This is a genomic window from Halomonas sp. BDJS001 (genome assembly GCF_026104355.1).
Lineage (GTDB): Bacteria > Pseudomonadota > Gammaproteobacteria > Pseudomonadales > Halomonadaceae > Vreelandella.
This window is the reverse complement of sequence record NZ_CP110535.1, coordinates 348958-362896: the sequence shown is the minus strand read 5'-3', so window position 1 is coordinate 362896 and position 13939 is coordinate 348958. Positions and strand designations below refer to the sequence as shown.

Below are 13939 nucleotides of genomic sequence, written 5' to 3'. Positions count from 1 at the left end.
GAAAAGAAACATTGCAGTGATGTGTACACAGCATACCAAAAAAGGCGCCCCATGACGGGGCGCCTTTTCTCATAGGGGGTGACTGGCGGTTATGGGCCAGCAGGGCCGCCTAGCGGGTCGGAGGGGCGACGACGCGGCTCGTCGTCATCCTCTTCGCCATCACCACCTCCAGAAGCATCGCTGCCTGATGTGCTAGAGGCATCGTCTTCCGCCTTTGTCTTCTGCTTATCATCATTGACGGGCGTACCACCACCGGATGAGTCACCGTCGTCCCAGCCTTCCGGCGGGCGCGGTTCGCGACCTTCCATGATGTCCTTCAACTGCGCGGCATCAATGGTCTCGTACTTCATCAGCGCTTCGGCCATGGCATCCAGCTTATCGCGATTATCGGTCAGGATCTGGCGCGCCTGCTCGTAGCAATCGTCGATAATTTTGCGCACTTCCTTATCAAGACGCGTGGTGGTATCACCCGACTTCATCTTGCCGCCACCCTGGCCGGGGCCACCGAGGAACTGATGCGACTCGTCCTCGTCGTACATGATCGGCCCCATTTCCTCAGACAGGCCCCACTTGGCGACCATGTTGTGAGCCAGCTCAGTAGCGCGCTTAATGTCGTTAGAGGCACCCGTGGTCACACCGTTCGGGCCTAGCGTCATCTCTTCGGCAATACGGCCGCCAAACAGTGAGCAGATTTGCCCCAGGATTTGCTGGCGGGAGAGGCTGTAGCGATCCTCTTCCGGCAGGAACATGGTGACCCCCAAGGCGCGGCCGCGGGGAATAATCGTGACTTTATAGACCGGATCATGGGAAGGCACGACCAGACCGATAATGGCGTGGCCTGACTCATGATAAGCCGTATTGAGCTTCTCTTTATCGGTCATGACCATCGATTTGCGCTCAGCGCCCATCATGATCTTGTCCTTGGCGAGCTCTAGCTCTTCCATGGTGACCAAGCGCTTGTTACGCCGTGCGGCAAACAGGGCGGCTTCGTTAACCAGGTTGGCCAAGTCAGCCCCGGAGAACCCCGGTGTACCACGCGCAATCAGCTGCGGTTTTACATCATCACCCAGCGGCACTTTACGCAGGTGAACACCCAGAATGTGCTCACGGCCACGGATGTCCGGCAAGCCGACGGTGACCTGACGGTCAAAACGGCCAGGGCGCATCAAGGCAGGGTCAAGTACGTCCGGACGGTTGGTCGCGGCGATAACAATGACGCCTTCGTTGGCTTCAAAACCATCCATTTCAACCAGCAACTGGTTCAACGTCTGCTCGCGCTCGTCGTTACCGCCACCCATGCCAGCACCGCGTGAGCGGCCTACCGCATCGATTTCGTCGATAAAGATAATGCACGGCGCCTGCTTCTTGGCCTGTTCGAACATGTCGCGCACACGGGATGCACCAACACCAACAAACATTTCAACGAAGTCAGAACCCGAGATGGAGAAAAACGGCACTTTCGCTTCACCAGCTATGGATTTTGCCAGCAGCGTTTTACCAGTACCCGGAGGGCCTACCATCAACACGCCGCGGGGAATCGTGCCGCCCAGGCGCTGAAACTTAGTCGGATCACGCAGGAAGTCGACCAACTCTTCGACTTCCTCTTTGGCTTCATCACAGCCCGCCACGTCGGCAAAAGTGGTTTTGATCTGATCCTGAGAGAGTAGCTTGGCCTTCGACTTACCAAAGCTCATCGGGCCGCCTTTACCACCACCGGCACCGCCCTGCATTTGGCGCATGAAGAACATAAAGATGCCCAAAATCAGCAGAATCGGGAAGCTGGCGATAAGCAGCCGCGTCCAGATACTTTGCTGTTCTGGCTCTTTACCCACTACCGTCACATTGTTGCTCAGCAGGTCGTCCATCAGCTTAGGATCTTCCGCCGCAGGGCGGATGGTCTGAAACTGAGAGCCGTCCGTGCGCTCACCACGGATGGTATAGCCATCAATGGTTACGCTACGTACCTGCTGATTTTGCACCTGCTGCACAAACTGAGAGTAGTTTGTGTTTTGCGGTGCGCTTTCCGTACTGAAATTATTGAACACTGTCAGTAGGACGGCCGCGATGACCAACCACAGAATCAGGTTCTTCGCCATATCGTTCAAGGGGCTACCCTCATTACAAGAATCTGTCAGTTAAACGCTGATGCGTCATAAAGCCTTCTACCCATAAGCTTAGTATTAAGACATTACATCAACATCAAGCGTTCAACCATTGCCAAAGCGTCTTATGCCTCGGGCCATCTGCGTCACGCGCACTTATGGCGACTAATGTGACACACGTTGCGCATGCCTGTCTGGCAATCGCGCTGATAAATCTTGGCTATGAACCACGCGGGCAGTGTCCGCTCTCAAGACCCATTTCAAACACCCTCTTGAGAACCGTCACCCGCGAAACCCTTCAGCCAGAAAATAGACCTCACGGGAACGTGCCCGGGAGGCATCTGGCTTGCGAGTCACCACTTTGTTAAAGCTGCCACGCAGCTCTTTCAAATAGGCGTCAAACCCTTCCCCCTGAAACACTTTAGCTAAAAATCGACCACCAGGTGACAACGTTTCGCGGGCGAGCTCTAACGCCAGCTCCACTAGGTACATCGCCTGAGGCTGATCAATCGCTGCCATGCCACTCATATTGGGGGCCATATCCGACATCACAAGGTCTACCCGGCGATTATCCAGGCGTTTTAGTATCGCCTCTAGCACCGCCTCTTCAGTGAAATCACCTTGAATAAAGTCCACACCTGCTAGCGCATCCATCTCCAGGATGTCAGAAGCAATCACCACCCCTTCAGGCCCGACCCTCTCTGCCGCAATTTGGCTCCACCCGCCGGGGGCGGCCCCTAGATCAATCACCGTCATGCCAGGGCGCAGCAGTTTATCTTTTTCATCCAGCTCAATCAGCTTATAACTGGCTCGGGAACGGTAGCCATCTTGCCAGCTCTGCTTCACATACTGGTCGTCAAAATGCTCCTTCTTCCAGTTATTGCTGGTCTTGCTGACGGAATGTTTTCGGTTCGGGGGCTTTTGCTGCATGTGGGAATCTAACACTGGAATAAGAGATGGGCGCATTCACGCGATCGCTTTCACTCGGTGGCGTTTCACCGTAAGATGGAGCGTTAAGCGCTAACCGGGATACCGCAAGATACCATGAGCTTGTCACAGGCACAAAAGAAAGCATTTCGTAGCATAGGCCACCATCTTAACCCAGTGGTCACCGTTTCTGAGAACGGCGTCTCCGAAAATTTGCTCGCAGAACTCAACCGCGCACTCACCGATCACGAATTGATCAAAGTGAAACTCGCCATTCCTGAGCGTGACGATCGCGCGGCCATAATAGCCGAACTGATCGCCAACAGCCGCGCAGACCTGGTGCAAACCATTGGCAAAATGGCGCTACTGTACCGCAGAAACCCACAGGTGAATCCAAAGCTTTCCAATGTTACCCGCTTTGAGAACCACCACGGCCGCCATTAAGCGTTAAATGAAACGCGGGCCAATAACGTCTCGCCTCACGAAAACGCCCCTTCAACCAACCCATTGGGTCAATTGAAGGGGCGTTTTTTTATTACACGTGCTCGACGCTACCTACTTCGTACTCCACATCACCGCCGGGGGTTTTGACCACCACGACATCACCCTCCTCTTTGCCGATCAGGGCACGGGCAATCGGAGAGGTGACCGAGATGCGACCAGACTTAATATCGGCCTCATCTTCACCGACGATGCGATAAGTCACCTCTGCATCGGTATCCAGGTTCATCAGGGACACGGTCACACCAAAAATCACTTTGCCGGTTTTCGGCAGCTTAGTGACATCAATCACTTGCGCAACGGAGAGCTTACTTTCGATCTCCTGAATGCGCCCTTCGATGAATCCTTGCTGCTCGCGAGCGGCGTGGTACTCGGCGTTTTCTTTAAGATCGCCGTGCTCCCGCGCTTCGGCGATGGCCGCGATCACCTGCGGACGAGCTTCGCTTTTAAGGTGGTCGAGCTCTTCACGAAGGCTTCTTTCTCCCGCAACTGTCATCGGGACCTTGTTCATTGACTTGCTCCTGCATGCAGATCCTGAAGGCGCCGCACCGTAATCTCCCTACCGTACTCAAGCGCCATGCAAACAGCATTAGCGCCCGCCAAGGTGGTCGCATAGGGCACCTTGCGCGAGAGAGCAGTACGGCGAATGACCGAAGAGTCGTTAATAGCCTGACGACCTTCAGTAGTGTTCACAATGTAGGCGATTTCGTCGTTCTTAAGCAGATCGACGATATGGGGACGACCTTCGTAGACTTTATTGACGTGCTCAACGGCAAGCCCGGCAGCTTCCAAAGCAGCCGCTGTTCCCCGTGTTGCACATAGCGTAAAGCCTAATGCTAACAGAGAACGACCCACTTCGATAATCCCCGTCTTATCCGGCTCGCGCACAGAGAGGAACGCCTTACGCTCCCCCGTCAGCGCAGGAATCGCCTCACCAGCGCCCAGCTGGGCTTTAAAGAAGGCCTCTGCGAAGGTATCACCGGATCCCATTACTTCGCCGGTAGACTTCATTTCCGGCGACAGAATCGGATCGACACCGGGGAATTTATTAAACGGGAAGACCGCCTCTTTAACACTATAGAAGTGCGGCACGACCTCCTTCTCAAAGCCCTGCTCAGCCAGGGTTTTACCGGCCATGCAGCGAGCGGCAATCTGCGCCAGCGAAGTGCCGATACACTTGGAGACAAACGGCACCGTACGCGAGGCACGTGGGTTGACCTCAATCACATAGATCTCGCCATCCTGCCAAGCGAGCTGAACGTTCATTAAGCCTTTCACGCCCAACTCAACGGCCATCTGCTTGACCTGATGGCGCATCTCGTCCTGCACATCCGCAGGCAGCGAGTAAGGTGGCAACGCGCAGGCGGAGTCGCCGGAGTGAACGCCCGCTTGCTCTACGTGCTGCATAATGCCGCCAATCACGACCTGCTGACCATCCGATACTGCATCGATATCGATCTCGATCGCGGCACTCAGGAAGTGATCCAGCAGCACCGGCGAGTCGTTGGAGACTTTCACCGCGTGGGTCATGTAATTCTCAAGCTCGGAGGCGTCGTAGACGATCTCCATGGCCCGGCCACCCAGCACGTAGCTGGGGCGCACCACCAGCGGGTAGCCAATCGCCTCGGCTTTATCGAAGGCTTCCGCAAAGCTGCGCGCGGTGGCATTGGGCGGCTGCTTCAGGCCCAGCTTGTCGATCATTACCTGGAAGCGCTCACGATCTTCAGCGCGGTCGATGGCATCCGGCGTGGTGCCAATAATCGGCACACCGGCGGCCTCCAGCTCACGGGCCAGTTTCAGCGGCGTTTGACCACCGAACTGAACGATCACGCCTACCGGCTTCTCTTTGTCGGCGATCTCCAGCACGTCTTCCAGCGTTACCGGCTCAAAGTAGAGACGATCAGAAGTATCGTAATCGGTAGAGACGGTTTCCGGGTTGCAGTTGACCATGATGGTTTCATAGCCGTCGTCGCGCATGGCGAAGGCGGCGTGAACGCAGCAGTAGTCAAACTCGATCCCCTGGCCGATCCGGTTGGGACCACCGCCCAGTACCATGATCTTCTGGCGATCAGAGACATCCGCTTCGCACTCCTCTTCGTAAGTGGAGTACATATAGGCGGTATCCGAGGCGAATTCCGCCGCACAGGTATCAACGCGCTTATAGACCGGGCGAATACCGGCGGCCTGGCGGGTCTGACGAAACTCTTTTTCAGTCACGTTCAGCAGCTTGGCCAGGCGCGCATCGCCGAAGCCTTTGCGCTTGAGCTGATAGAGCTCACGGGCTGAGAAATCGCCCAGCGTGCGTTTGGCGACGCTGTTTTCGGTGAGCACCAGATCTTCCAACTGCACCAGGAACCAAGGGTCGATATTGGTCAGTGCAAAGACGTCCTCAACGCTCATGCCTGAACGCATGGCATCCGCCACATAGAAAATGCGCTCGGCACCGGCGGCCTGTAGCTCACCCTGGATAATCGCCATGTTGTCGGGCGTAAAGTCGGTAATCACCGGATCAAGGCCGTCGTTGCCGGTTTCCATGCCGCGCAGGGCTTTCTGCAGCGACTCCTGGAAGGTGCGACCAATGGCCATCACCTCGCCCACCGACTTCATCTGCGTCGTCAGGCGGTCATTGGCCTGAGGAAACTTCTCGAAGGTGAAGCGTGGAATCTTGGTCACCACGTAATCGATAGACGGCTCAAACGACGCCGGGGTGCGGCCACCGGTAATATCGTTCTGCAGCTCATCCAGGGTATAGCCCACCGCCAGCTTGGCGGCGATCTTGGCAATCGGGAAGCCAGTCGCTTTAGAGGCCAGCGCCGAGGAACGCGACACCCTTGGGTTCATCTCGATAACCACCAAACGACCGGTCTTGGGATCCATGCCAAACTGGACGTTAGAACCACCGGTTTCGACACCAATCTCGCGCAGTACCGCGAGGCTGGCGTCACGCATGATCTGATACTCTTTATCGGTCAGCGTTTGCGCCGGAGCCACGGTAATGGAGTCACCGGTGTGAACCCCCATGGGGTCGAAGTTCTCAATCGCGCAGACGATGATGCAGTTGTCGTTCTTATCACGCACAACTTCCATCTCGTACTCTTTCCAACCCAGCAGCGACTCATCAATGAGCAGCTCGTGGTTGTTGGAGAGCTCAAAACCGCGGGTGCAGATCTCTTCGAACTCTTCTTTGTTGTACGCCACGCCGCCGCCGGAGCCGCCCATGGTGTAGGAGGGACGAATAATGGTCGGGAAACCAAGCTCAGCCTGAATCTCCCACGCCTCATCCATGGTGTGGGCCACTTTCGCTTTCGGGCACTCCAAGCCAATACGCTTCATAGCCTGATCGAACAGATCGCGGTCTTCGGCCATGTTAATCGCATCGGCGTTGGCACCGATCATCTCGACGCCGAACTTCTCCAGCACGCCATGCTTCTCTAGCTCCAGAGCGCAGTTGAGCGCTGTCTGGCCACCCATAGTGGGCAGAACCGCATCCGGGCGCTCAGCTTCGATGATCTTTTCCACCGCCTGCCAAGTGATCGGCTCGATGTAGGTGGCATCGGCCATGGCCGGGTCGGTCATGATGGTGGCAGGGTTGGAGTTAACCAAAATCACCCGGTAACCCTCCTCGCGCAGCGCTTTACACGCTTGGGCGCCGGAGTAGTCGAATTCGCAGGCCTGGCCGATCACAATCGGGCCAGCGCCAATGATCAAAATAGAGTTGATGTCGGTACGCTTAGGCATAACGGTTCCCGCAAAATTGGTGACGATGAGCGACAAAAAATGACGATAAGGCGATCTGACAGCGCAATGCGCTAGCTTCGGGTCTGCATCATCGCGACGAAGCGATCAAACAGCGGTGCCACATCCCGCGGGCCTGGGCTCGCTTCCGGGTGGCCCTGAAAGCTGAACGCCGGTCGGTCAGTGCGCTCAATCCCTTGCAAGGTGCCGTCGAACAGCGAGCGGTGCGTTGCGCGCAGATTGGCAGGCAGGGTCGTTTCGTCTGCCGCAAAGCCGTGGTTCTGGCTGGTGATCATCACCGTGCCAGTGTCCAGATCCTGTACCGGGTGATTGGCACCGTGGTGGCCGTGGCTCATCTTGACTGTCTTCGCACCGGAAGCCAGCGCCAGCAGCTGGTGGCCCAGGCAGATACCAAACACCGGAATATCGGTTTCCAGTACTTCCTGGATAGCTTTAATCGCGTAATCACAGGGCTCCGGGTCTCCTGGGCCGTTGGCTAAAAAGATGCCATCCGGGTTCATCGCCAGCACCTCAGCAGCAGGTGTTTGTGCGGGTACCACCGTCAGGCGGCAGCCACGAGCGGCCAGCATGCGCAGGATGTTGAATTTCACCCCATAGTCGTACGCCACCACATGGTAGGGGCGCTCGCTTTTAGTCGCATCGGCGTAGCCTTCACCCAACGTCCACTCACCTTCCGACCACTGGTAAGCCTCTTTACATGACACCTCTTTGGCTAGATCCATGCCCTTCAGGCCTGGGAATGCCTTGGCGGCTTCCAGCGCCCGCGCCACCGCATCATCGCCCTCAGCGTCGGCACCGGCCAGAATCGCCCCGTTCTGAGCGCCCTTATCGCGCAAAATGCGCGTTAGGCGGCGGGTATCAATATCGGCAATGCCCAGCACGTTCTGGCTTTTCAGGTAGTCCGACAGCGACTGCTCAGAGCGGAAGCTGCTGGCCATAAGTGGCAGATCGCGAATCACCAAGCCAGCTGCGGCAATAGAAGCGGACTCAATGTCTTCAGCGTTAATGCCGGTATTGCCAATATGGGGATAGGTGAGGGTAACGATTTGGCGGGTGTAGGAGGGGTCGGTGAGGATTTCTTGATAGCCGGTCATGGCCGTATTGAACACCACCTCACCACTGGTTAGTCCGTCCGCGCCAATGGCGATACCGTGGAACACGCTGCCATCTTCCAGGGCCAATATTGCGGGTTTGCTCAATGCGGGGTTATTCAAAACAAGATCCTCCCATGCTGGTGGGAGCCTGTGGGGCGCAGGCTCAGCAATTTCTTGATTATCCACGACGTAAAACTATCGCCAATAACATCTATCACTAGTAAAACTGGGGTCGTAAAAAAGCGGGACGAAGCCGATAAAAAGAATCGGTTTCATCCCGCTTGTTGTTCGATGCCCTTCAGAGCCGCTCGCTAACCATCAAAACTGCTAGCGGGCTCGGGGCAGGCTTTGGGCTGGCCAACGCAACAAGCGCGCCGTCTAGGATTTCCAGGCCACCCGGCCAAAATTTTTGAAATGTTACAGGAATTCTCGCCCCAAGACTACCCCCTAAAGCGCATGTTGACACTCACTGGTCAGACGTTGAACATGGGTACCTGCCTAAGGTTTCGCAAGGGAAACACGAGTGAGTACCCACATCAGCATCGAAGATGCCGCGTTAATGCTTGGAGTAAGCCCCCAGCACGCTAGATCCCTTTGCCGGAAACAGACACTAAGGGCAGAAAGAATCGGCAGCACCTGGGTGGTCGATGCTGAAAGCGTCCAACGGTATCAGCAGGAAGCCGAGCAGCGCATCGCACAGGATCACCCCGCCTACTTTGACACTTCCGCCAACATGGATAAGCCAGTCGCCTTGAGCTTTTTTTCCGGTGCCATGGGGTTGGATTTAGGCATTGAAGCCGCAGGATTTGATATTCGTCTGGCCTGCGAATTCGACAAATACTGCCGTCAAACGATTCTGCTCAATCGCCCCAATACAGCCTTACTCGGCGACATCAATGATTACACAGCCGCACAAATTTTAGCCGCGGCGCAGCTCGATGCAACGAGTATTGACTTGATGGTTGGCGGCCCGCCCTGCCAGGCGTTTAGCACCGCAGGCAAACGAAAAGCCTTTAACGATGATCGCGGCAACGCCTTCCTAAAGTTTATCGATCTCGCCATCGAGCTACAGCCACGCTTTCTGGTCATTGAGAATGTGCGCGGGCTACTCTCCTGCCCGATGGATCACCGTCCCCATAGCCAGCGCGGCCCTGGCTTCCCCGACCTCTCACTGGACGAGATGAAAGGTGGAGCGCTTAATTTCGTGCTCTGCCTACTGCAGAAAGCCGGTTACTCATGCAGCTTTAATCTGTATAACTCGGCGAACTTTGGCACCCCGCAAACCCGTGAAAGAGTCATCATCATCTGCTCACGGGATGGCAGCGCAGCACCCTTTTTGCAGCCAACCCACTCTGAGCACGGCAGCCATGGGTTACCTAAGTGGAAAACCTTCAAAGAGGCGGTCACGGGTCTACAAAGCCACACCCACCTTAACTTTCCAGAAAAACGCTTAAAGTATTATCGTCAGCTGAAAGCTGGGCAGAATTGGCGCGCGTTGCCCCTCACTTTGCAGCAAGAAGCATTGGGTAAATCCTTTTTTTCCGGCGGTGGCAAAACCGGCTTTTTAAGGCGCCTAAGCTGGGATAAACCCTCTCCCACCCTGGTGACCCACCCCGCCATGCCTGCGACAGATCTGGCCCATCCAGAAGAAGACCGCCCCTTATCCATAGAAGAGTACAAACGCATCCAGGAGTTTCCCGATAGCTGGCAATTGGCGGGGCCGTTGGTGCAACAGTATAAACAGGTGGGCAATGCGGTTCCCGCCAGCTTAGGTTACGCGGTCGGCAAGCTGGTGAAAGACCTGCTCGCCAACAGCGCAACGGCACCGCCTGAGGATTTTAAGTTCTCACGCTACCGGGAGACCTCTCACTACGAGTGGCGCCACGCCTTCGAGCGGCAGCAAAAGGCACGGCAGCCCAGCCTATTTTGAAGAAGCGCCTTAGCCTGCTGGTTAAAAAGCTAGGGCGCTATCAATCGCCCCGCTAGCTCAGCTCCAACACATCCTGCATATCGTAGCGGCCACGCTCTTTGCCCGCGACCCAGCGCGCGGCACGTACTGCGCCTTTGGCAAAGGTCATGCGGCTGGAGGCTTTATGGGTGATTTCGATGCGCTCGCCTTCGGTGGCAAACATCACCGTGTGCTCACCGACAATATCGCCCGCGCGCACGGTGGCAAAACCGATCTCTTTATCGCTGCGCGGGCCGCACTGCCCGACTCGTTCAAACACACCGTGCTCTTTTAGGTTACGACCAAGACTGTCGGCAATGACTTCGCCCATTTTGATCGCGGTGCCGGAAGGCGCATCAACCTTATGACGGTGGTGGGACTCGATCACTTCAATGTCATAGCCTTCATCACCCAGCGCTTTAGCAGCGGTTTCCAGCAGTTTTAGGGTTAAATTAACCCCTACGCTCATATTGGGCGCGAACACCATGGCCACCTTATCGCGGTAGCTATCAAGCTGGGCCAGCTCATCATCGCTCATGCCAGTAGTGCCAATCACGATACGCTTACCGTGCTCGGCGCAGAACGCCAAGTTACCAAGCGTGACCTGGGGAGCGGTGAAGTCGATCAGCACATCAAAGTCATCGACAATCGACGCGAGGGAGTCGACCGCGACAACGCCACGCTTCCCCATCCCGGCAAGTTCGCCAATGTCGGCGCCCGCCAAAGAGCTGCCTGGCTCCACGATTCCACCGGCTAGCGTTGCCTCAGCCTCTTGCTCTACAGCATTTACCAACGTCCGGCCCATGCGGCCAGCCACGCCTACAATGGCAATTCGGGTCATGCGAACTCCTGCGCTCTCGGTTTCGGTGCGTAAGACTTGTGTTTTCAAAATCAGCGCGATTATAGCAGACCAGCCATGGTCTAGTTCTCCCAAACAATTGCCAGCTCTTCGTCACCGGCCATACGCACCAAGTGGCGCTCGACAACCCCCTCCAGCTCGTCCAAATGCTCCTCTTCGAGGGTTTCCAGGGCGACCACTAACTTATCGGCCTCAGCCACCATGACGCAGGTGCCAGTGGCAAACGTAATGGTCGCTTGCTGGTCGCTCTGTTCGACCTCCAGCTTATGCGCCCAGTGCTTGCAGAGCCGATTGATCAAACGCTCGGCGGAAGGCGTGACAATTTCAACTCGAGATAAAGGCATGATGACTCCTCCAGAAAAGCATTCATAAAATACCTACCAGCGTAATGCCCGCAGTGACCAGCACCAAGCAGCGATTGGCAATAGACTGGAACGGCACGTTTCCGCGCAGCTGCAGCTTATCGACTAAATAGCCATTTAAGCCGTCGCCCCTCCATCGCCGCAAGTGCCACCCCTGACAACATAAGCGGTAGCGCGAGCAGGAAGCCACTGGAGACCGGTATGCCAAACAGCACCCAATCGGCAATCACAGGCCAGACCAGCGCCACATACTCAAAGGGAGCCAGCCGAGAGACTTCGGCATAGCGAAACGCCAGCGTCATGGCGATGTGCCCCGCCCCGCCAAACAAACCCGAAAGCACCAAAAGCGCAAACTGGGTGTGATTAAGCGAGGCCCAACCCAGCGGCAGCGTTGCCAGCCCGGCTAGCGCTGCCACTACGATAAAGTAGAAGGCTATAGAACCGGCGGTTTCGGTGCGTGAGATACGCCGAACGGTCAGCAGCGCTCCGGCGGTCAATAGCGCCCCAAGCGTCCCCAGCACATACCCCAGCAGCCGCCCATCGCTTTCGCTTGAGTTAAGCCCAGGGAACACCAGCACAGCCATACCCGCAAGGGCCAGCACAACAGCGCCAGCACGATAGAAGGAGAACTTTTCGCCCAGAAGCAGCACGCCACCTATCGCCATTAACACTGGCGCCAGCTGAATCAACAGCGTCGCCTCAGCCACCGGCAAGAACGCCACGGCAGAAAACGAGAAGAACATCGCCGCCGCGCCCAATCCAGAGCGCAATAAATGACCCAGTGGTCGGCGGGTAGCCAACGCTTTGGGAAACTCCTGGCGGAGCATTAAAAAGATGACGATCGGGAAGAGGGCAAACAGCGAACGAAAAAATATCGACTGCCCCACTGGCACTTCGTCACTGACGGCTTTAATACACACCAGCATGCCGGTAAACAGGGCACCTGACAGTATCCGCAACCCAATTCCCTTTATGGGCTTATCCTGAAGGTTATCCATCGCGCGCCGCATCCCCTAAATAGCAAAAACCCCCGGCGAACCGAGGGTTTTTGAACAAAACAACTAACTGCTTACCATTATTACAGCTTTACGGCTTCATATCTTCAAAGAAGCTCTTCACGCTGTCGAAGAAGCCGGTTTTCTTCGGCGAGTGGTTGTGGCTGTTGCTGTCGTCGAAGCTCTTCTGGAGCTGGCGCAGTAGGTCGCGCTGCTCGTCGTTAAGCTTGACGGGGGTTTCCACGACCACTTTGCACAGCAGGTCGCCGGGCATACCACCGCGTACAGGTTTCACGCCTTTACCGCGCAGGCGGAACAGCTTGCCGGTCTGGGTTTCCGGCGGAATCTTCAGCTTCACGCGGCCGTCGAGCGTCGGCACTTCAAGTTCGCCGCCTAGCGCTGCGTCGACAAAGTTGATTGGCACTTCGCACTGCAGGTGCTTACCGTCACGCTGGAAAATGTGGTGCGGCTTAATGGCCACCTGCACATACAGATCCCCTGGCGGACCACCGTTCACGCCGCTTTCGCCTTCGCCATTCAGGCGAATACGATCACCGGTATCGACGCCAGGCGGAATCTTAACGGACAGCGTGCGCGTCTCGCGTACGCGACCTTCGCCATTACACTTATGGCAGGGCACTTTGATGTGCTGGCCAGAGCCATGACAGGTCGGGCAAGTTTGCTGCACGGCGAAAAAGCCCTGCTGCATACGCACTTGGCCGTGGCCGTGACAGGTCGGGCAGGTCTCTTTCGAGGAGCCTGGCTCGGCGCCACCGCCATCGCAGCGGTCACACTCGATATGCCGCGGCACGCGAATATCCACCGTGGTGCCTGAAACGGCGTTCTCTAGATCCAGTTCTAGGTTATAGCGCAGGTCGGAGCCACGTGCCGGGGCATTGGGCCCACGGCGGCGACCACCACCTCCGCCAAAAATATCGCCAAACACATCGCCAAAAATGTCGCTGAAATCGCCAGCGCCTGCGCCGCCGAAGCCACCGCCACCACCTTGGCCATCAACGCCTGCATGGCCGAACTGGTCATAGGCAGCGCGCTTTTCGCCGTCACTAAGCACTTCATACGCTTCGGACACTTCGCGGAATTTTTCCGCAGAGGTTTTATCGTCCGGGTTTCGATCAGGGTGGAATTTTTGCGCCAGACGGCGATAGGCCTTCTTGATCTCTTTCTGATCGGCCCCTTTTTCGACACCCAGGACTTCGTAATAATCGCGTTTGGACATGGGCCCTACGCCTCCTGGTTAGCTACGCACTCAACTGCACTTTAGCGACATACACATTTAGCTACGTACTTAGCTAAATACCTAATTACGTGCGTCTTTATCCCGGAAACAGCAACGCGGGAGTAAGCTCCCGCGTTACCGCGTTCCTTGGCAGAAAG

At 56.4% G+C, this 13939-nt stretch carries 11 protein-coding genes; 2 read left to right on the top strand and 9 right to left on the bottom strand.

Annotated features, from left to right (window positions below; genetic code table 11):
- Nucleotides 1-89 precede the first annotated feature (89 nt).
- Nucleotides 90-2105, bottom strand: coding sequence for an ATP-dependent zinc metalloprotease FtsH (ftsH, locus tag OM794_RS01885; protein ID WP_265154227.1), 2016 nt, complete (start codon nucleotides 2103-2105; stop codon nucleotides 90-92).
- 279 nt (nucleotides 2106-2384) lie between these two features.
- On the bottom strand, nucleotides 2385-3032 hold the full coding sequence (gene rlmE, locus OM794_RS01880) for a 23S rRNA (uridine(2552)-2'-O)-methyltransferase RlmE (protein ID WP_226250336.1): 648 nt from the start codon (nucleotides 3030-3032) through the stop codon (nucleotides 2385-2387).
- Between the two features lie 114 nt (nucleotides 3033-3146).
- On the opposite strand from rlmE, the gene yhbY reads away from it, so the two are divergent.
- Entirely contained in the window at nucleotides 3147-3473 is a 327-nt protein-coding gene (gene yhbY / locus OM794_RS01875) for a ribosome assembly RNA-binding protein YhbY (protein WP_226250335.1), read from the top strand.
- Between the two features lie 91 nt (nucleotides 3474-3564).
- On the opposite strand, the gene greA is transcribed toward yhbY, so the two are convergent.
- The 3 genes from greA to carA form a co-directional block, all read right to left on the bottom strand.
- Nucleotides 3565-4041: a transcription elongation factor GreA gene (greA, locus tag OM794_RS01870; protein WP_009287920.1), complete on the bottom strand. Its 477-nt coding sequence runs from the start codon at nucleotides 4039-4041 to the stop codon at nucleotides 3565-3567.
- Nucleotides 4038-7268, bottom strand: coding sequence for a carbamoyl-phosphate synthase large subunit (gene carB / locus OM794_RS01865; protein ID WP_226250334.1), 3231 nt, complete (start codon nucleotides 7266-7268; stop codon nucleotides 4038-4040). Before carB ends, greA begins: the two co-directional genes overlap by 4 nt.
- Nucleotides 7269-7339: 71 nt before the next feature.
- Nucleotides 7340-8485, bottom strand: a complete 1146-nt coding sequence (carA, locus tag OM794_RS01860) for a glutamine-hydrolyzing carbamoyl-phosphate synthase small subunit (RefSeq protein ID WP_226250367.1) — start codon at nucleotides 8483-8485, stop codon at nucleotides 7340-7342.
- Nucleotides 8486-8903: 418 nt separating this feature from the next.
- On the opposite strand from carA, the gene OM794_RS01855 reads away from it, so the two are divergent.
- Nucleotides 8904-10310 carry a DNA cytosine methyltransferase gene (locus tag OM794_RS01855; protein WP_226250333.1) on the top strand — a complete coding sequence of 469 codons (1407 nt, stop codon included), beginning with the start codon at nucleotides 8904-8906 and terminating at the stop codon, nucleotides 10308-10310.
- Between the two features lie 52 nt (nucleotides 10311-10362).
- On the opposite strand, the gene dapB is transcribed toward OM794_RS01855, so the two are convergent.
- The 4 genes from dapB to dnaJ form a co-directional block, all read right to left on the bottom strand.
- Nucleotides 10363-11169 (bottom strand): 4-hydroxy-tetrahydrodipicolinate reductase, encoded by an 807-nt coding sequence (gene dapB / locus OM794_RS01850; RefSeq protein WP_226250332.1) that lies wholly within the window; start codon nucleotides 11167-11169, stop codon nucleotides 10363-10365.
- A gap of 80 nt (nucleotides 11170-11249) precedes the next feature.
- Nucleotides 11250-11531, bottom strand: a complete 282-nt coding sequence (locus OM794_RS01845) for a DUF2218 domain-containing protein (protein WP_226250331.1) — start codon at nucleotides 11529-11531, stop codon at nucleotides 11250-11252.
- 116 nt (nucleotides 11532-11647) lie between these two features.
- Nucleotides 11648-12547 carry a DMT family transporter gene (locus OM794_RS01840; RefSeq protein ID WP_226250330.1) on the bottom strand — a complete coding sequence of 300 codons (900 nt, stop codon included), beginning with the start codon at nucleotides 12545-12547 and terminating at the stop codon, nucleotides 11648-11650.
- A gap of 88 nt (nucleotides 12548-12635) precedes the next feature.
- Complete coding sequence (dnaJ, locus tag OM794_RS01835) at nucleotides 12636-13781, bottom strand: molecular chaperone DnaJ (RefSeq protein WP_226250329.1); 1146 nt, start codon at nucleotides 13779-13781, stop codon at nucleotides 12636-12638.
- Nucleotides 13782-13939 lie beyond the last annotated feature (158 nt).

What these genes read in the sequence shown, in the direction of transcription:
- rlmE (WP_226250336.1), bottom strand. Translation starts at nt 3,032, where the DNA reads ATGCAGCAAAAGCCCCCGAACCGAAAACATTCCGTCAGCAAGACCAGC.
- yhbY (WP_226250335.1), top strand. Translation starts at nt 3,147, where the DNA reads ATGAGCTTGTCACAGGCACAAAAGAAAGCATTTCGTAGCATAGGCCAC.
- greA (WP_009287920.1), bottom strand. Translation starts at nt 4,041, where the DNA reads ATGAACAAGGTCCCGATGACAGTTGCGGGAGAAAGAAGCCTTCGTGAA.
- carB (WP_226250334.1), bottom strand. Translation starts at nt 7,268, where the DNA reads ATGCCTAAGCGTACCGACATCAACTCTATTTTGATCATTGGCGCTGGC.
- dapB (WP_226250332.1), bottom strand. Translation starts at nt 11,169, where the DNA reads ATGACCCGAATTGCCATTGTAGGCGTGGCTGGCCGCATGGGCCGGACG.
- OM794_RS01845 (WP_226250331.1), bottom strand. Translation starts at nt 11,531, where the DNA reads ATGCCTTTATCTCGAGTTGAAATTGTCACGCCTTCCGCCGAGCGTTTG.
- OM794_RS01840 (WP_226250330.1), bottom strand. Translation starts at nt 12,547, where the DNA reads ATGGATAACCTTCAGGATAAGCCCATAAAGGGAATTGGGTTGCGGATA.
- dnaJ (WP_226250329.1), bottom strand. Translation starts at nt 13,781, where the DNA reads ATGTCCAAACGCGATTATTACGAAGTCCTGGGTGTCGAAAAAGGGGCC.